The following is a 17,018-nucleotide window of genomic DNA, read 5'->3' as shown; positions in this document are numbered from 1 at the left end:
CGCCGCCCGCCCGCGGCGGACGCCGAGCTGCGGCCGCCGCGGACGGTGATCAGCGGTAGATCAGGTACGGCTTGCGCTGGTGCTCGAAGGCGTGCAGCTCGTCCTTCCAGGCACGCTCGATCTCGCGCGCGCTCGCGCCGGCGTCGACCTGCTCGCGCAGCCGGGTGGAGCCGGTGAGCTTGTCGATCCAGTACGGGCGCTCGGTGTCCCAGGAGTCCTGACGCCACGCGAAGTCGGGGTAGCGGGCCCGCAGCGCGACGAGCATCTCGACGCCGACCCGGACCGGGTCGAGCTTCGTGGGGTCGTCGATGTGGACCTGCACGCCGCCGCACACCTCGCCGACGTACTTGTTGAACGACGGCGTGAAGTACGCCTCCCGGAACGTCACGCCCGGCAGCCGGGCGTCGTTGAGCGCCGCCGCCCACTCGTGGTCGACGAACGGGGCGCCGATCAGCTCGAACGGGCGCGTGGTGCCGCCCCCCTCCGACAGGTTGGTGCCCTCGAACAGGCACGTCCCCGGGTAGAGCAGGGCGGTGTCCGGGGTCGGCATGTTCGGGCTCGGCAGCACCCACTGCAGACCGGTCGCGTCGAACAGGTCGCGACGCTTCCAGCCCTGCACCTCCACGACCTCGAGATCGGTGAGACGCCCGCCCTCGTCGTCGGTGAGGAACTCGCCGTCGAAGAACCGGGCGAGCTCGCCCACCGTCATGCCGTGCGCCTGCACGATCTCCTTCGCCCCGACGCCGGAGGTGTACTCCGTCGTCATCATCGGGCCGCGCGCCGTGCCACCGATCGGGTTGGGGCGGTCGAGGACGACGAACCGCAGGCCGGTGCGGACCGCTGCCCGCATCGCGGTGTACATCGTCCAGATGTAGGTGTAGAAGCGGGCACCGACGTCCTGGATGTCGAAGACGACCGTCTCGACCTCCGCCTCGGTGAACATCCGGGCCATCGCGTCGACCCCGGCGCCGTAGGCGTCGTAGACCGTGATCCCGGTACGCGGGTCGATGAAGGTCTCCTCGGCCTCACCCGCCTGCGCGGTGCCGCGGAAGCCGTGCTCGGGGCCGAACACGCCGCCGATCTCGACCCGGCCCGACTCGTGCATCTCGTCGACGATGCTGCGCAGCGAGCGCAGCACCCCGGTCGGGTTGGTGATGACACCGACCCGCTGGTCCGCGAGCACGCGCCAGCGGTCCTGCGCGGCACGGTCGGCGCCCGGCGTCACCCCGCGGCCGCCGGGCCTGCCACCGGGGCCGCCCGGTCCACCGCCGGGCCCCGGCGCTGCGGTGGCGGGTGCCGCGGCGGCGAGGGCCCCGGCGGTCGCGAGACCCGCCGTCGACAGGCCGGTGGTGAGGAGGGTGCGTCGGTTCAGGGGCATCTGGTCTGCTCTCTCGTCTCGGGTCGTCATCGTGCGGTCACCAGGTCAGCCCGTGCCCGAACGGGTACAGGACCTGCTCGGGGTCGTCCGCCATCGGGATGTCGACCGGCAACCTGCCGGACGGCGACACCTCGCCGGTGAGGACGCGGGCCAGCGACGTCAGGGCGACGGGGGAGTAGGAGTACGTCGCCACGTACGTCGGGGCGTCGCCCAGGTGGGCGACGTCGTAGGGGTTGCGCACCGCCACCACGACGACCGGCGTGCCGGTCGTGCGGAGCTGGGCGACCAGGTGCTGCTGGGCGGCCGAGCCGGCGGCGTTCATCGTCGAGACCACCACGACGTCGGCGTTCTCGGCGTCCGCGACGGCGGCGGCGATCGTCGCGGCCGACGGCGTCGCGCCCGTCTCGCGGCGTGTCACCTGCGCCCCGCGCGCCTGCATCTCGGCGGCGAGCACCGTCGTCGTCTCCACGCCCCACCCGGTCACCAGCACCGAGGAGCCGCCGACGGCGAGCGGGAGCACCGCGTCGTCGTTGCGGACCACGGTCGTCGTGCGGTCGGTGATGCCGTCGGCGAGCTCGAGGTGCTCGGGGGTGCCGACGACGGCGTCGAGCTGGTCGGGGTCGGCGTAGGGGCTGGCCACGATGCCGCGGCGGTGCTTGAGCCGCAGCACGCGCGCCACCTTCGTGTCGAGCTCCTGGCGGCTGAGGCGACCCGAGCGGACGGCGTCGAGGACGGCCGCGTACGCCTCGTCCATCGCTGGCGTCATCAGCAGCTGGTCGGCACCGGCGAGCAGCGCCCGCACGGCGACCTCGGCGTCGCCGTAGAGCTCGCGCACGCCCTCCATGTTCAGCGCGTCGGTGACGATGACGCCGTCGAAACCGAGCTCCTCGCGCAGCAGCCCGGTGAGGATCGGGTGGCTGAGGGTCGCCGGGTCACCGGAGTCGTCGAGCGCCGGGAACGCGAGGTGCGCCGTCATGATCATGTCGATGCCGGCCTCGATCGCCGCCCGGAACGGCGGCGCGTCGAGCTCCTCCCACTGCTCGCGCGTGTGCGTGATGATCGGGAACGCCACGTGGGAGTCGGTGTCGGTGTCGCCGTGGCCGGGGAAGTGCTTCGCCGAGGCGGCGACGCCGCCGTCGACCTGGAAGCCCAGCACCTGGGCCGCCGCCAGCTCGGCCGCGAGCTGCGGGTCGGAGCTGAACGAGCGGGTGCCGATGACCGGGTTGAGCGGGTTGACGTTGACGTCGCACACCGGCGCGAAGTCGGTGTTGACGCCCATCGCGAGGAGCTCGGAGCCGATGATGTCGGCGGCGGTACGGGCGTCGTCGGCGCTGCGGCCGGCACCGAGCGCCATCGCACCCGGGAACTGGGTGGCGGGCGGCCCGATGCGGGTGACGAGACCACCCTCCTGGTCGATCGCGATCTGCAGCGGGATCTCGACCTTCGACCTGCCGTGGCCGTTGGTGAGCGCGGCGTGCTGCAGCCCGTTCGAGAGCGCCACGACCTGCTCGGGGCTGCCGACGTTGTCGGTCCACGCGAAGTAGATGACGCCGCCCAGGTGGTACTTGCGGACCACCTCGGCCGGGCTGGCCACGCCGTAGAGCGGCACGTTGCGCTCGTCGGGGGTCGTCGCGTCGGTGCCGTAGACGTTCTGGACGAAGAGCTGGCCGACCTTCTGCTCCAGCGACATCCGCGCGAGCCGGGAGGTCACCCAGCCGTGCTCGCCGCCGGTGCCTGGCTTGCGGCCCGCGGGGCCGCCGGGACCCCCACCGCTGGCGAGCGCCGGCCCGGCGACGCCGAGCGCCGCGGCCGTGAGACCGCTGGTGAGGATGGTTCTGCGAGTGATCGACGTCGGGTTCGATCTGGACATGCGACCTCCATCGGTGAGCCGGTCGACGGGGACGACCGGGTGGAACCCCTCGGTCCCGACTCATCAGTACCCGACCTGACGCGAGGCTGAACAGCGTTTGACCGAACATCTACCCGAGCATGGGCAGGTCGAGGGTTGACGTTTCCCGTTTTCAGCCGTTGAGCGGGGCGCGGGACCCCTCGGGCTCACCGCCGACCGAGCTCTCGCCGGGCGCACCCGGTGCCGAGTTCGTGCGGTCGTGCCGAGGTCGGGCCGGGCCCGGTCCGATGTCGGCACGCAGGCACGACCTCGACCCGTCGCGGGCACCCGGGCCGGGTTGGGGCAGGGCGTGCGCGGGGCGCACGTGGGGCAGGTCCCTCAGGCGACCTCGAGCTCGGTGGCCCCCGTCATCCGGACGAGCTCGTCGAACGTCGTCGAGAACACCGCCGCCGGGTGGCCGGCGGCGGCCCACACGACAGGGTGGCGGCGCAACCAGGGATCGATGTAGGTGCGGATCGGGGCCGGGTGGCCCAGCGGCGAGACGCCGCCGATGACCTGCCCGGTGTGTGCGCGCACGAAGTCCTTGTCGGCGCGGGTCAGCGGGCCCGTCGTGCGCGCGACGAGCGCGGTGTCCACGCGGTGGGCGCCCGAGGTGAGGATGAGGACCGGCGTGCCCTCGGCGTCGAACAGCAGGCTGTTGGCGATCGCGCCGACCTCGCACCCGAGCGCCTCCGCCGCCAGGGCGGCGGTGTGCACCGAGTCGGGCAGGACACGGATCTCGCCCGTGCCGCCGGCGGCGTCGAGCGCCTCGCGGAACCGTGTGATCGAGGGGTGCTCAGCCATGCGCCGCAGGGTACCGACGGCGCCGGGCGCGCTCGCACACCGGCTCGGTCGGCGAGATCGCCCGCCCGCAGACGACGTCGCCATGCACCGTGCGCGCCTGGCAGGCGTCGGCTCGATCGAGGGGTTGACAGGACGGCCCCCATAGTTGCATGGTTACCTAGTCAAGTAAGGAACCGAGGAGGTCGAGCATGGTGGGCGAGGGCAGGCCGCTCTTCCTCCAGATCGCCGAGAGCGTCGAGGACGCGATCGTCGACGGCAGCCTCGGCGAGGAGGAGCGCGCGCCCTCCACCAACGAGCTCGCGGCCTTCCACCGGATCAACCCGGCGACCGCCGCGAAGGGCGTCAACCTCCTCACCGACAAGGGAGTGCTCTACAAGCGGCGGGGCATCGGGATGTTCGTCGCCCCCGGCGCTCGCGAGCTGCTGCTCACCGAGCGCCGCACCGCCTTCGCCGAGCGGTTCCTCGACCCGCTCCTCGTCGAGGCCGCCCGGCTCGGCCTCGGACCCGACGACCTGGCCCGGATGATCGCCGACCGCGCACGGGCTGCCCAGCGACCCACGAACGGAGACCCGCGATGACCCACGTGATCGAGGTGAGCCACCTCAGCAAGCGCTACGGCGACACGCTCGCGCTCGACGACGTCAGCCTCACGCTCGAGCAGGACACCATCTACGGGCTGCTCGGGCGCAACGGCGCCGGCAAGACCACGCTGATGTCGATCCTCACCGCGCAGAACTTCGCCACCAGCGGCACCGTCCGCGTCTACGGCGAGGACCCCTACGAGAACGCGCGCGTGCTGTCCCGGATGTGCTTCGTGCGGGAGAGCCAGAAGTACCCCGAGGACGCGACGCCACGGCACGCCCTGCGCAGCGCGCGGCTGTTCTTCCCGCACTGGGACGACGACCTCGCCGGCGAGCTGGTCGAGGAGTTCCGGCTGCCGATGAAGAGGACGATCAAGAAGCTCTCGCGCGGTCAGCTCTCCGCGGTCGGCGTGATCATCGGGCTCGCGTCGCGCGCCGAGATCACGTTCTTCGACGAGCCCTACCTCGGCCTGGACGCCGTGGCCCGGCAGATCTTCTACGACCGGCTGCTCGCCGACTACGCCGAGCACCCGCGCACGATCGTGCTGTCCAGCCACCTCATCGACGAGGTCTCGAACATCCTCGAGCACGTCCTCGTCATCGACCGCGGCCGCATCCTCATGGACGCGCCCACCGACGAGGTGCGCGGGCTCGCGACCACCGTCGTGGGGCCCGGCGACGCCGTCGAGGAGTTCGTCGTCGGTCGTGAGGTGCTGCACCGCGAGAGCCTCGGCCGTGTCACGTCCGCGACGATCCTCGGCCGGCTGGACGACGACGACCGCGCCCGGCTGGCGGCCGCCGGCATCGACACCGGCGCGGTGTCGCTGCAGCAGCTGGTCGTCCGCCTCACCCAGCGTCAGAGCACCGTCGAGCCGCAGCCCGAGGAGGCACGCCGATGAACCGCACCCTGAACGTCGTCCGCCTGCAGTTCGTCAACAAGCAGACGTTCCTGTGGATCCCGCTGATCGTGCTGGTCGGCGCGTTCGTCATCGCGCTGCTGGTGTTCAGCCTGATCCCCGCCGACGGGCCGATGTACAGCGGTGCCGCGCAGGCGCCGCTGTGGTACTTCGCGATCATCGGCTCGCAGGCGCTCACGCTCACCTTCCCCTTCGCGCAGGCGATGAGCCTCACCCGCCGCGAGTTCTACCTCGGCTCGCTCGCGGCCGCCGCGATCTCCGCGGCGGCGATGGCGACCGTGTTCACGATCGGCGCGGCGCTGGAGTCCGCCACCGACGGCTTCGGCACCAACGGCTACACCTTCCAGCTGCCGTTCCTCACCGAGGAGGGCTGGTGGGTGGCCTGGCTCGCCTACTTCGTCATCGCGATGTTCTTCTTCGTCGTCGGCTTCTGGGGCGCGACGATCTACGTCCGGTTCCGTGGGGTCGTCTTCGCCGCGGTCCTCGTCGGCATCACCCTGCTCGCCGTGGTCGGTGCCTGGCTGATCTCGCGCATGGACGCCTGGCCGCGCGTGTGGCAGTGGCTCGCCGACCAGGGGGCGCTCGGCCTCACTGGCTGGGCGGCGCTGCTGCTGGTGCTCCTGGCAGGGTCGTCGTTCCTCACGCTGCGGCGCGCCACCCCCTGACCACCGGTGCGGCGGCCGGGGAGGGACCGGCCGCCGCATCGGCGATACTCGTGCGGTGAGCTTGCGGATCGGAGGCATCGACGTCGGCACCCCTGTGGTGCTCGCGCCGATGGCCGGTGTCACCAACGCGCCGTTCCGGACCCTGTGCCGCGACGCCGCGCTCGACGGCGTCCCACCGGACGCCGCGCCAGCGCTCACCGCCTCGCCCGCCCCCGTCGGGCTCTACGTGGCCGAGATGGTCACCTCCCGTGCGCTCGTCGAGCGCACCCCGGAGTCGATGCGGATCATCAGCCACGACGAGGGCGAGAAGGTCCGCTCGGTCCAGCTCTACGGCGTCGACCCGGCCACGGTGCGCGCGGCGGTGCGGATGCTCGTCACCGAGGACCGCGCCGACCACATCGACCTCAACTTCGGCTGCCCGGTCCCGAAGGTCACCCGGAAGGGCGGCGGCGCGGTGCTGCCGTGGAAGCAGGAGCTGTTCGGGGCGATCGTCACCGGTGCCGTCGAGGAGGCCGCGCCGGCCGGTGTGCCCGTGACGGTGAAGATGCGGATGGGCGTCGACGACGACCACCTCACCTACGTCGACGCGGGGCTGCGAGCGCAGGACGCGGGCGTCGCCGCCGTCGCGCTGCACGCCCGCACCGCCGCCGACTACTACTCCGGCACCGCGCGCTGGGACGCGATCGCGGCGCTCAAGGAGGCCGTCACCGACATCCCGGTGCTCGGCAACGGCGACATCTGGTCGGCCGAGGACGCGCTCGCGATGGTCGCGCAGACCGGGTGCGACGGCGTCGTCGTCGGGCGCGGCTGCCAGGGACGGCCGTGGCTGTTCACCGACCTGGTGGCGGCCTTCGCCGGCTCCGACCTGCGGGTGCGGCCCGGGCTGCGGCAGGTCGCGGCCGTCATCCGGCGGCACGCCGAGCTGCACGTCGAGCACTTCGGCGACGAGGGTCGCGCGCTGCGGGAGCTGCGCAAGCACATGTCCTGGTACCTCAAGGGCTACGTCGTCGGGGGCGAGGCTCGGGCCGCGCTCGGGCTGGTGAGCAGCCTCGCCGAGCTCGACGACCGGCTCGCCGCGCTCGACCTCGACCAGCCCTACCCGGGTGCGGCGGCCGAGGGTCAGCGCGGGCGGGCCGGCAGCCCCAAGCGCCCCGCGGTGCCCGACGGGTGGCTCGACCACCGCGGCATCGACGAGGGCCTGCGGGCGATGCTCGCCGAGGCCGAGCTCAGCGTCTCCGGCGGCTGAGCCGCCGCGGGACGGGCGGCGCGATCAGCCGTGCGCGTCCTGCCAGTCGTGGACCAGCTCGACCCCGGCGCGGGACACCGCGTCCCACCAGGCCGGGTCGCGGAGCAGCCGTGCCTCCCACGCGCGGGTGCGCCCCGCCTCGCCGGGCAGCCCCTCGGCGGGGTGCAGGAAGAGCTCGCTGACGCCGTCGGGCAGGTCGTCGAGCGCGGCGACCAGGTGATCGCGCAGCGCCTCGTAGTCGCCGAGCTCGGCGGCGTTCCGCCGGTTGGTCAGCATCGCCGCGGGCAGCGGCACCCCGAGCTCGTCGGCGAGGGCGACGGCGGCCTCGTGCCGTCGTGCCAGCTCCGGCGCGGGTGGTCCGCCGAGGTAGGGCCGCAGGTCGCGGGGGAGCCGGAACGCCAGCCCGGCGGACCCGCACCACCACAGCGCCGGCCCGAGCCACGACCGCCCCGCCAGTCCGTACAGGGTGCCGGCGTGGGAGTCGACGCCCCAGGGGTGCAGACCGCGCTCGTGCATCCACGCCAGCTGGGCGTCGAGCTCGGCGAGCACGTCGGTCTCGACCGCGTGCGCGTCGAGGACCTGCGGGTCCGCGGGGAGCTGACCTCCGCCGTCGTGCAGCGACGGGGCGCCGCTGAGCGGCGACCACGGCGGCAGCCCGCCCTCGCTGGTGAGGGCGACGTGCAGCCGCGGCGTCACCCCGAGCCGGGTCGCCGCCTCGGCCGCGGCGGCCGCGTGCGGCGTGACGACCAGCAGCGTGGTCGCCGTCACGCGCCCGGCGGCGAGCAGGCCGAGCACGGTGGCGTCGGTGGCGGGGTCGCGGCCGAGGTCGTCGGCGGTGACGACGAGCCGGCGCGTCACGGCGTCGCGGGCGCCGGCTCCACGGCTTCCGGCGGGGTCTGCTCGGGCACGTGCACGAACCGGGCGGCGACCGACCCGATCAGCGTGAGCACGAACGGGTAGACGCACATGTAGACGCGGAACGCGGTGCCGGGGTCGTTGCCCGGGTCGTCGCCGGAGGTGTAGCCGAAGAAGATCCCCAGCGAGGCGAGCGCCGCACCGGTGACGACACCGTTGAGCCGGCCGAAGAACCCGAACGCCGAGAGGAACAGGCCCTCGCGGTGGGTGCCGTGGCGCACGGCGTCGCCGTCGAGCACACGGGCCACGATGAGGTCGTTGGTCGCCAGCATCCCCGACCAGCCGACCCCGACGACGGCGCCCGCGAGCACGCCGGTGACGAGGTCGCGTGCGAAGAACAGCGCCACGAAGCTCAGGCACAGCAGCGGGAACGCGAGCCGCCAGGTCCACAGCGCACCCTTGCGGGCCACCACCCGGGTCCAGACGGCCAGGCCGATCGCCGAGACCACGATGACCATGCCCTGCAGGTACAGCGCGTTCGCGACCGGCAGGTCGAGGGAGTAGCGGACGAACAGCTGCACGCCCGAGAGCACCAGCGCCATCGGGATCGCGTAGCACGCGCCGATGAGGCCGACCTTCCAGAACAGCGGGTTGCGCAGGATCGCCAGCGCGCTCGGCAGGAACGGCGGGCGCTCCGTCGCGGCGTAGCGCGGGTTCTCACGCGCGCCCAGCGCCATGACGACGATGACGACGACCGCGACCGCGCCGTAGATGATCGCGGTGGTGCGGAAGCCCTCGGTGGTCGTCTCGGTGCCGAAGACCCGCGTGGTGAGCAGCGGCGTGACGGCGAGCGAGACGATCAGCGCCACCAGCTGGAAGCCCTGGCGCAGGCCGTTGGCGACCGCGCGGTCCTTCTCCTGCGGGAACAGCTCGGGCAGCAGCGCGCCGTAGTTCGCGTTGAGCATCGAGTCGAACGCCTCGCACAGGATCGCGAACACCGCGAACCACAGCACGAGCGACATCCCCTCCAACGACGTGGGCGCGGAGAAGAACGCGATCATCGACGCGGCCAGCAGCGGCGCACCGATCACGAGCCACGGCCGCCGTCGCCCGAAGCGCGTGCGCGTGCCGTCCGAGAGGTGGCCGAGCAGCGGGTTGTCGATCGCGTCGATGACGGCGTAGATCACCATGACGACCCCGTAGGCCCGCACGTCCAGGCCGAGGATGTCGACGTAGAACAGGATCATCGACCCCTTGATCATGTTGATCGGGATCGACGTGCCGAACATGCCCAGCGCGTAGCGCCACGGCGGGGTCCGGCGCACCGGTGCGCCGGCGGGGCGCGGCGCCCCCTCGGCGGCGGTCGACTGCTCGATCGGGTCGGCCATGGACGAACCTCCTGCTCCGGCGCGGGCTCGGCGCGATCCTGCCACCTCTTGCCCGTCGGCGCCCGGGTGGCGCACGCTGAACCCGTGCGGCGTGAACCGGTGCAGTCGTCGGCGGTGAGCGCCGTCGGCTACGACCCCGCCACCAACGAGCTCGAGATCGAGTACGCCCATGGCGACGTCTACCGGTACTCGCTCGTGCCGCCGTCGGTCCACCGGGCGCTGCTGGCGGCGCCCTCGATCGGGTCCTTCGTCAACCGCGAGATCAAGCCGCACTACCCGGGCCGCGAGGTGTTCGAGGACTGAGGCGGGGCCGGCCGGGCGCGTATAGGGTGAGCGGCACCGACCGGACGGAGGAGCCCGTGCCTGCACGACGTCGCGTGGCCGTGGCCGCCGTCGCGCTCGCCGCGCTGCTGGGCGTCGCGTCCTGCACGAGCGACGCGCCGGAGCGCGAGGACGGGCCGCACGTCGTCGGCGTGCAGATGTTCCAGTGGACGTGGGACGCGATCGCCGAGGAGTGCGAGCGCACCCTTGGCCCGGCCGGGTACGGCTGGGTGATGACGTCGCCGCCGCAGGAGCACGTGCTGGGGGAGGAGTGGTGGACGGCGTACCAGCCGGTCTCCTACCTCGTCGAGTCGCGGCTCGGCACGCGCGAGCAGTTCGCCACGATGGTGCAGCGGTGCGAGGAGGCGGGGGTGGCCGTCTACGCCGACGCCGTCGTCAACCACATGACCGGGATCGGCGACGACGAGCAGGTCGCCACCGGCTGGGCGGGGTCGAGCTACCGCCACTACGAGTACCCCGGGATCTGGACCGAGGACGACTTCCACCGCTGCGGGCTCACACCCGACGGCGACATCGCCGACTACCGCAACAGCCTCCAGGTGCGCGAGTGCGAGCTGGTCAACCTGGCCGACCTGCGCACCGAGGAGCCGCGCGTGCGGGAACGGCTGAGGGCCTACCTCGCCGACCTCGTCTCGCTGGGAGTCACCGGCCTGCGCATCGACGCCGCCAAGCACATGCCGCCCGAGGACGTCGCCGCGATCGTCGCCGACCTGCCCGACGACGTCGCGATCCTGCAGGAGGTCATCCGCGGCGCGGGCGAGCCGATCGCCCCCGAGCACTACGTCGACGCCGGCCTCGTCTACGAGTTCGCATGGGGCGAGAACCTCGTCGGGATGCTGCAGGGCGGGTCGCTGCGGGTCTTCGCCGACCTCGGCACGGTCGCCATGCTCGACGGCGAGCACGCGGTCACCTTCGTCGACAACCACGACACCGAGCGCAACGGACGCACGCTGACCGCCGAGGACGGCGCCACGTACGCGCTCGCGAACGTGCTGCTGCTCGCGACGGACTACGGCACCCCGGTCGTCTACTCCGGCTACGCCTTCTCCGACCGCGACGCCGGCCCGCCCCAGGACGCCGACGGCGCCGTGATCGACGCGACGTGCCCGGCCGAGGTGGGTCCCGCCGTCGGGCGGTCCGAGGGGGAGTGGGTGTGCACGCACGCCTGGCCGGCGGTGGCGGGCATGGTCGGCTTCCACGACGCCACCCACGGCGAGCCGGTCACCGACTGGTGGGACGACACCCGCCAGATCGCCTTCGGCCGCGGCGACGCCGGCTTCGTCGTGGTCAACAAGGCCGAGGAGCCGTACGAGGGCACCTGGTCGACGTCGCTCGCCCCGGGCACCTACTGCGACGTCGCCGCCGGCCCGATGGTCGACGGCGCGTGCGCGGGGGAGACGGTCGAGGTCGCCGACGACGGGACGGTCACCGCCACCGTCGCCCCCGTCTCCGCCCTCGCGATCCACGCCCTCGCGCTCGCCCGCCCCTGACGCCCGCCCCTCACGCCCCGCCCCACTTTCACCGCACTTTGAAACACACCCCGGTTTCACCGCACTTTGGAACACTCCGCGGTGTCACCGCACTTTGGAACATCCCAAGTGTGTGACCGTACTTTCAGACAAACGTCCGCCGTCGTGTTGACGCCTGGGAGACATCCGCCCGGTGCTATCCGACAGCTTCGCGTGCGGCCGAGAGCGCGTACTCGATGAGGCGTCGCAAGAGGTCAGGCCGGAACACGAGCTGCTCCCACCTGATGCGAATCACCCGATAACCGAGGGCACGCAGCAGGCGGTCGCGCTGGTCGTCGCGCCGCTGGCGGGGCGTCGTGCGACCTCGCTCGCGCGGGTGCGCAAGCCGACCGTCGAACTCCAGGACGAGGCGTTCCTCTGCGAAGAGCACGTCGGCGTTCGCCACGATCGTGCCCGCGTGCCAGATCTTCTGGTTGCCCGCCCAGCCGGTGAAGCCGCACCGATCGAGGAACTCGTGCAGCTCCACCTCTGCTGCGCTGACGGCACCTCGACGCAGCGCGGCGGCCATCGAGCGCAGCCGTGGGACGCCGTACAGGTGGTATCGCTCGGCGATCTGGGCCTCGACGTCGTCAGCCGTGATCCGGTCTCGGGTGGCGAGCCAGGCGAGCAGACCCCAGGCGTCGACGTCGTCGAAGCGACCGAGGCAGTCGGCGAGCGTTGTCAGCCCATCCGTCAGAGCGATCGCGCCGCGCCTCTCGACCTCGGTCGGTCGGACGCTCCAGTAGTGGGTGGCGAGCCCACGAAAGGGTCGCCGACCGTTCGGGACGAGGACGTGCGTCAGCCCGTCGTCATGCTCGGCCCCGAGCAGCCCGTGGAGGATGGCGGCGGTGCGCTCGCACACGACGGCGTCGGGCCAGGTCAGGCACGCGGCCACTGCGCGTTGCTCGATCGTCGGACGTCCGCTGCCCGCGACGTGGCCGAGTCCGCAGACGCGGGAGACGAGGCCGGCGCGTCGCATCCTCGTCAGGCCGACGCGAGGGATTCCGGCGGCAGCGGCCATGGCGGGCGTGAAGACTCCTGAGGTCTCACGGCCGAGGTGGTGAAGGACGGCGTCGCTCATCGAAGGATGACTACGCCACCCCGCCGTGAGGTTCTCAGGCGTCCGACCCCTGCTGTGGACGGCGGTGCAGCGCGGGCTACCTGTGGATAGGCGCGCGACCGCATCGCGCGCTACGCAGCACGGGCGACCCGACCTTGTTGCAAAGTGCGGTGAAACCGGGGCCAGTTGCAAAGCGCGGTGAAACCGGGGTGTGTTGCAAAGTGCGGTGAAATCAGGAGGGGGCGGGGGCGGTGGACCCGCGCACGATGAGCTCGGGGGCGTAGACGAGCTCGGTGCGCGGCGCCGTGGCGCCGTCGATCTCGGTGAGCAGGGCGTGGACGACGGCGGCCGACATCTCCTCGACGCGCTGCCGGATCGTCGTGAGCGGGGGATCGGTGAACGCGATGAGGGGCGAGTCGTCGTAGCCGATGACCGACACGTCGTCGGGGACGTGGAGGCCGCGGCTGCGGGCGGCGCGCACCGCGCCGAGCGCCATCACGTCCGAGGCGCAGACGATGCCGGTGCAGCCGCGGTCGAGCAGGTCCGAGGCGGCCGCCTGGCCGCCCTCGAGCGTGAACAGCGACGTCGCGACCCACTCCTCGGGGTCGTCGACGTCGAGCGCGGCGCGCAGCGCCTGCGCGAACCCCTCGATCTTGCGCACGACCGGGGTGAAGCGGTGCGGGCCGACCGCGAGACCGATGCGGCGGTGCCCGAGCGAGGTCAGGTGGCGCACCGCGAGACGCATCGCCTCGCCGTCGTCGGCGGAGATGAAGGAGGCGTCGAGGTCGTCGAGGTAGCCGTTGACGAGCACGATCGGGAGGTTGTCCGCGCGCAGCCGCTGGTAGCGCTCGTGGCCGGCCTGCCGGTCGGCGTGGAGACCGGAGACGTACACGATCCCCTCGACGCCGTGGTTGCGGAGCATCTCGGTGAACTCGTCCTCGGTGGTGCCGCCCGGCACCTGCGTGCACAGCAGCGGCGTGTAGCCGGCTGTCGCCAGGTTCGACGCGATCCGCTGCGCGAACAGCGGGAACACGGGGTTGGTGAGCTCGGGCACGACCAGGCCCACCAGGCCCTTGGAGCGGCCTCGCAACCGCTCGGGGCGCTCGTAGCCGAGCAGGTCGAGCGCCTGCAGCACCGCCTGGCGGGTCTCGGCGGCGACGCCGGGCTTGCCGTTGAGGACGCGCGAGACGGTGGCCGTGCTGACGTTCGCCAGCTCGGCCAGGTCCGTCAACCGTGTCCGGCTGCTCGTGCTGGGGGTGCTCACACCCGACCTCCTCGTCCTGCAACGGCGTTCTGAAAGTTACAGCAAGATCTTGCATCCCGAAAGACTCCGGCGTACGGTTCCCGCCAAGGGCCGCACGCCAAGGACGCGTTCGCGGCCGAGCTCACGAACAACAGGAGTGACAGATGCGTCGAGGCATCATGATCGCTGCGGCTTCGGGCCTGACCCTGGCTCTCGCCGCATGCTCCGGTGGCGGCGGCGGGGAGGACCCCACGACCGACGACGCCACCGGCGAGGAGACCAGCGCCCCCGCCGCCGGCGGCACGCTGACCATCTGGGCCGACGAGCTGCGGGCAGGCCCGCTCGCCGACGTCGCCGCCCAGTTCGAGGCCGACAACGGCATCACGATCGAGATCGTCCAGAAGAACTTCGACGACATCCGTCCCGAGTTCCTGGCGCAGGCCCCCACGGGTGAGGGCCCGGACATCATCGTCGGCGCGCACGACTGGACCGGTGAGCTCGTCTCGAGCGGCGTCGTCGCGCCGATCGACCTGGGCGCCACCGCGGACGGCTTCGCCGAGGTCGCCGTCAACGCCTTCAGCTACGAGGGCGCCAACTACGGCGTCCCGTACGGCATCGAGAACATCGCGCTCGTCCGCAACGACGGCATGACCGACGCCAGCCCCACCACATGGGACGAGATGGTCGAGGCCGGCGAGGCCGCCGGCGGCGAGCACGTCTTCCTGCTCCAGCAGGGCGACGCGGGCGACGCGTACCACATGTACCCGTTCCAGACCTCCTTCGGGGCGCCGGTCTTCGCGACCGACGAGTCCGGCTCCTACCTGCCCGAGCTCGCGCTCGGCGGCGAGGCCGGTGCGGCCTTCGCGAACTGGCTCGCCGAGAACGGCTCGAACGGTTCGGGCATCCTCGACACCGCGATCACCGCGGACATCGCCAAGGAGAAGTTCGCCAACGGCGAGGCCCCGTTCATCGTGACGGGCCCGTGGAACATCTCGGCGTTCACCGACGCCGGGCTCGAGGTCTCGGTGCTGCCGGTGCCGTCGGCCGGTGGTGAGACCGCCGCCCCGTTCGTGGGCGTGCAGGGCTTCTTCGTGAACGCGCAGTCGGAGAACGCGCTGCTGGCGAACACCTTCCTGCTCGACTACGTCTCCACCCTCGAGGTGCACACCGCGCTCTACGAGTCCGGTGGCCGCATCCCGGCGCTGACCGAGGCCGCCGACGCGATCGCGGCCGACGACCCGATCGTCGAGGGCTTCGCCGCCGCCGGCGAGGTCGGCGTCCCGATGCCTTCCCTGCGGCAGATGGGCGCCGTGTGGGACTTCTGGGGCACCACCCAGGCCGACATCATCTCCGGTGACGCCAGCGACCCGGAGGCCGCCTGGCAGACCATGGTCGACAACATCCAGGGCGCGATCGGCTGACGCCCTCGGGCATGCCCTGCATGCTCCGACCGTGCCCCCGGGACGCCGCACCGCGCCTCGGGGGCACGGTCCACCTGCACCGGGCGGAGCCGGCCGCCCGTCTCGCGCGACGTCGCGCCTGACCCAGGAGACTCGATGAGCACCGTCGCCCCGTCGGAGACCCCGCCACGGGCCACCACCTCCCACGCCCGCGAGCTGAACCGCTGGTGGGTCGTCAAGCTCGCCGTGATGGCGCTGCTGAACGCCGGCCTGCTGTACGCCGCGTACTCGGCCCTCATGGTCCAGGAGTGGGCGATCCTCGGCTTCACCGCCGTGCTGCTGGTCGTCGTCAACTGGGTCTACGTCAGCCGGCGCATGGTGCCCGCGAAGTACCTGCTGCCCGGCATCGTCTTCCTGCTGGTCTACCAGGTGTTCACGATGGGCTACACGGCCTACATCGCGTTCACCAACTACGGCTCCGAGAACACGATCCGCAAGGACCAGGCGATCGAGCAGATCCTGCGCACGGGCGACGTGCGCGTGGAGGGCGCGGCCGACCTGCCGCTCGCCGTCGTCCGTGACGAGGCCGGCGACCTGGGGTTCGCCGTCGTCGTCGACGGCGTCGTCCAGGCAGGGACGGCCGAGGAGCCGCTCGAGCCGGTCGGCGGCGCGACCGTCGGCGGCAACGGTGCGCCCGAAGAGGTGCCCGGCTGGACGGTGCTGAACCTCGGCCAGATCCTCGAGGTGCAGAGCGAGGTGACGGCGCTGCGGGTGCCGTTCTCGGACGACCCCGCCGACGGCTGGGTGCGGACCCAGACCGGCTCGGTCGGCTTCCAGTCGTCGCCGCGCTACAGCTACGACGAGGCGACCGACACCTTCACCGACCTCACCACCGAGGTCGTCTACACGCCGAACGACCGCGGCTTCTTCGCCGCTCCGGACGGCTCCCGGCTCACGCCCGGCTGGCCGGTGACGGTCGGGTTCGAGAACTTCCAGCGGATGCTGACCGACAGCCGCATCAGCAGCGCGCTGCTGCAGGCCGGTGCGTGGACGTTCGCGTTCGCGTTCCTGTCGGTCGCGACGACGTTCTTCCTCGGGCTGTTCCTCGCGATGACGTTCAACCACCCGGGGGTGCGCGGCCGCAAGGTGATCCGGTCGCTGCTGATCCTGCCCTACGCGTTCCCGGGCTTCCTGGCAGCGCTGGTGTGGCGCGGCATGCTCAACAACCCGTACGGCTTCATCAACTCCACGATCCTCGGCGGCGCCGACATCCCGTGGCTGACCGAGGAGTGGCTGGCGCGGTTCTCGATCATCGCGGTCAACCTGTGGCTGGGGTTCCCGTACATGTTCCTCATCGCCACCGGCGCGCTGCAGGCCGTGCCGGGCGACGTCTACGAGGCGGCCCGGCTCGACGGCGCCAGCGCCTTCCGGCAGTTCCGCTCGATCACGCTGCCGCTCCTCATGATCTCGGTGGCGCCGCTGCTGATCGCCTCGTTCGCCTTCAACTTCAACAACTTCAACCTCATCTACTTCGTGACCGAGGGCGGGCCGAACATCCCCGGCCACCCGTTGGCGCTGGGGGAGACCGACATCCTCATCTCGGTCGTCTACAAGGTGGCCGTGGTGGCGGGCACGAAGCAGTACGGGCTGGCCGCCGCGATGTCGATCGTCATCTTCCTGATCGTCGGCCTGGTGTCCTGGCTCGGCTTCCGACAGACCCGCAAGCTCGAGGAGGTGCTCTGA

At 72.1% G+C, this 17,018-nt stretch carries 15 protein-coding genes and 1 pseudogene; 8 read left to right on the top strand and 8 right to left on the bottom strand.

Going from position 1 to position 17,018, the window contains the following annotated elements:
• Positions 1-49: 49 nt before the first annotated feature.
• From GPA02_RS05975 to GPA02_RS05965, 3 genes are all read right to left on the bottom strand, one after another.
• Positions 50-1,378: an exo-beta-N-acetylmuramidase NamZ family protein gene (locus GPA02_RS05975; RefSeq protein WP_156198993.1), complete on the bottom strand. Its 1,329-nt coding sequence runs from the start codon at positions 1,376-1,378 to the stop codon at positions 50-52.
• A 37-nt stretch (positions 1,379-1,415) separates the two neighbouring features.
• Positions 1,416-3,248, bottom strand: coding sequence for a glycoside hydrolase family 3 protein (locus GPA02_RS05970; protein WP_156198992.1), 1,833 nt, complete (start codon positions 3,246-3,248; stop codon positions 1,416-1,418).
• Between the two features lie 357 nt (positions 3,249-3,605).
• Positions 3,606-4,070 carry a YbaK/EbsC family protein gene (locus GPA02_RS05965; protein ID WP_156198991.1) on the bottom strand — a complete coding sequence of 155 codons (465 nt, stop codon included), beginning with the start codon at positions 4,068-4,070 and terminating at the stop codon, positions 3,606-3,608.
• A gap of 188 nt (positions 4,071-4,258) precedes the next feature.
• Between GPA02_RS05965 and GPA02_RS05960 the strand changes: the two genes are divergently transcribed.
• The 4 genes from GPA02_RS05960 to dusB all read left to right on the top strand — a co-directional run bounded on the left by GPA02_RS05960 (position 4,259) and on the right by dusB (position 7,479).
• Entirely contained in the window at positions 4,259-4,648 is a 390-nt protein-coding gene (locus GPA02_RS05960) for a GntR family transcriptional regulator (protein ID WP_156198990.1), read from the top strand.
• A complete protein-coding gene (locus tag GPA02_RS05955; RefSeq protein ID WP_156198989.1) occupies positions 4,645-5,550 on the top strand; it encodes an ABC transporter ATP-binding protein in 906 nt (301 codons plus the stop codon). The genes GPA02_RS05960 and GPA02_RS05955 overlap by 4 nt, the downstream gene beginning before the upstream one ends.
• Complete coding sequence (locus GPA02_RS05950; RefSeq protein WP_156198988.1) at positions 5,547-6,233, top strand: hypothetical protein; 687 nt, start codon at positions 5,547-5,549, stop codon at positions 6,231-6,233. The genes GPA02_RS05955 and GPA02_RS05950 overlap by 4 nt, the downstream gene beginning before the upstream one ends.
• 109 nt (positions 6,234-6,342) lie before the next feature.
• Entirely contained in the window at positions 6,343-7,479 is a 1,137-nt protein-coding gene (gene dusB, locus GPA02_RS05945; RefSeq protein WP_240133929.1) for a tRNA dihydrouridine synthase DusB, read from the top strand.
• 24 nt (positions 7,480-7,503) lie between these two features.
• Here the strand turns inward: dusB and GPA02_RS05940 are convergent, their stop codons facing one another.
• Together GPA02_RS05940 and GPA02_RS05935 are read right to left on the bottom strand one after the other, a co-directional pair.
• Positions 7,504-8,337 (bottom strand): ChbG/HpnK family deacetylase, encoded by an 834-nt coding sequence (locus GPA02_RS05940; protein ID WP_162457715.1) that lies wholly within the window; start codon positions 8,335-8,337, stop codon positions 7,504-7,506.
• Positions 8,334-9,722 (bottom strand): MFS transporter, encoded by a 1,389-nt coding sequence (locus tag GPA02_RS05935; RefSeq protein ID WP_156198985.1) that lies wholly within the window; start codon positions 9,720-9,722, stop codon positions 8,334-8,336. The genes GPA02_RS05940 and GPA02_RS05935 overlap by 4 nt, the downstream gene beginning before the upstream one ends.
• Before the next feature lie 84 nt (positions 9,723-9,806).
• Between GPA02_RS05935 and GPA02_RS05930 the strand changes: the two genes are divergently transcribed.
• Together GPA02_RS05930 and GPA02_RS05925 are read left to right on the top strand one after the other, a co-directional pair.
• Positions 9,807-10,025, top strand: coding sequence for a KTSC domain-containing protein (locus tag GPA02_RS05930; protein WP_156198984.1), 219 nt, complete (start codon positions 9,807-9,809; stop codon positions 10,023-10,025).
• 56 nt (positions 10,026-10,081) lie between these two features.
• On the top strand, positions 10,082-11,554 hold the full coding sequence (locus tag GPA02_RS05925) for an alpha-amylase (RefSeq protein WP_240133914.1): 1,473 nt from the start codon (positions 10,082-10,084) through the stop codon (positions 11,552-11,554).
• 175 nt (positions 11,555-11,729) lie between these two features.
• Here the strand turns inward: GPA02_RS05925 and GPA02_RS05920 are convergent, their stop codons facing one another.
• From GPA02_RS05920 to GPA02_RS05915, 3 genes and pseudogenes are all read right to left on the bottom strand, one after another.
• Positions 11,730-12,467, bottom strand: coding sequence for a DUF559 domain-containing protein (locus GPA02_RS05920; RefSeq protein ID WP_162457714.1), 738 nt, complete (start codon positions 12,465-12,467; stop codon positions 11,730-11,732).
• Between the two features lie 66 nt (positions 12,468-12,533).
• Positions 12,534-12,653: pseudogene (locus GPA02_RS19590) on the bottom strand (type IV toxin-antitoxin system AbiEi family antitoxin domain-containing protein); the annotation flags it as partial.
• Between the two features lie 211 nt (positions 12,654-12,864).
• The gene (locus GPA02_RS05915; protein ID WP_156198981.1) at positions 12,865-13,896 is read right to left on the bottom strand and encodes a LacI family DNA-binding transcriptional regulator; all 1,032 of its coding nucleotides are present in this window, start codon (positions 13,894-13,896) and stop codon (positions 12,865-12,867) included.
• A gap of 158 nt (positions 13,897-14,054) precedes the next feature.
• Between GPA02_RS05915 and GPA02_RS05910 the strand changes: the two genes are divergently transcribed.
• Together GPA02_RS05910 and GPA02_RS05905 are read left to right on the top strand one after the other, a co-directional pair.
• Positions 14,055-15,296, top strand: coding sequence for a sugar ABC transporter substrate-binding protein (locus tag GPA02_RS05910; RefSeq protein WP_240133913.1), 1,242 nt, complete (start codon positions 14,055-14,057; stop codon positions 15,294-15,296).
• Positions 15,297-15,431: 135 nt separating this feature from the next.
• Positions 15,432-17,018 carry an ABC transporter permease subunit gene (locus GPA02_RS05905; protein ID WP_156198979.1) on the top strand — a complete coding sequence of 529 codons (1,587 nt, stop codon included), beginning with the start codon at positions 15,432-15,434 and terminating at the stop codon, positions 17,016-17,018.

Source organism: Actinotalea caeni (assembly GCF_009733795.1).
Lineage (GTDB): Bacteria > Actinomycetota > Actinomycetes > Actinomycetales > Beutenbergiaceae > Pseudactinotalea > Pseudactinotalea caeni.
This window is presented reverse-complemented; position numbering and strand designations above follow the sequence as displayed.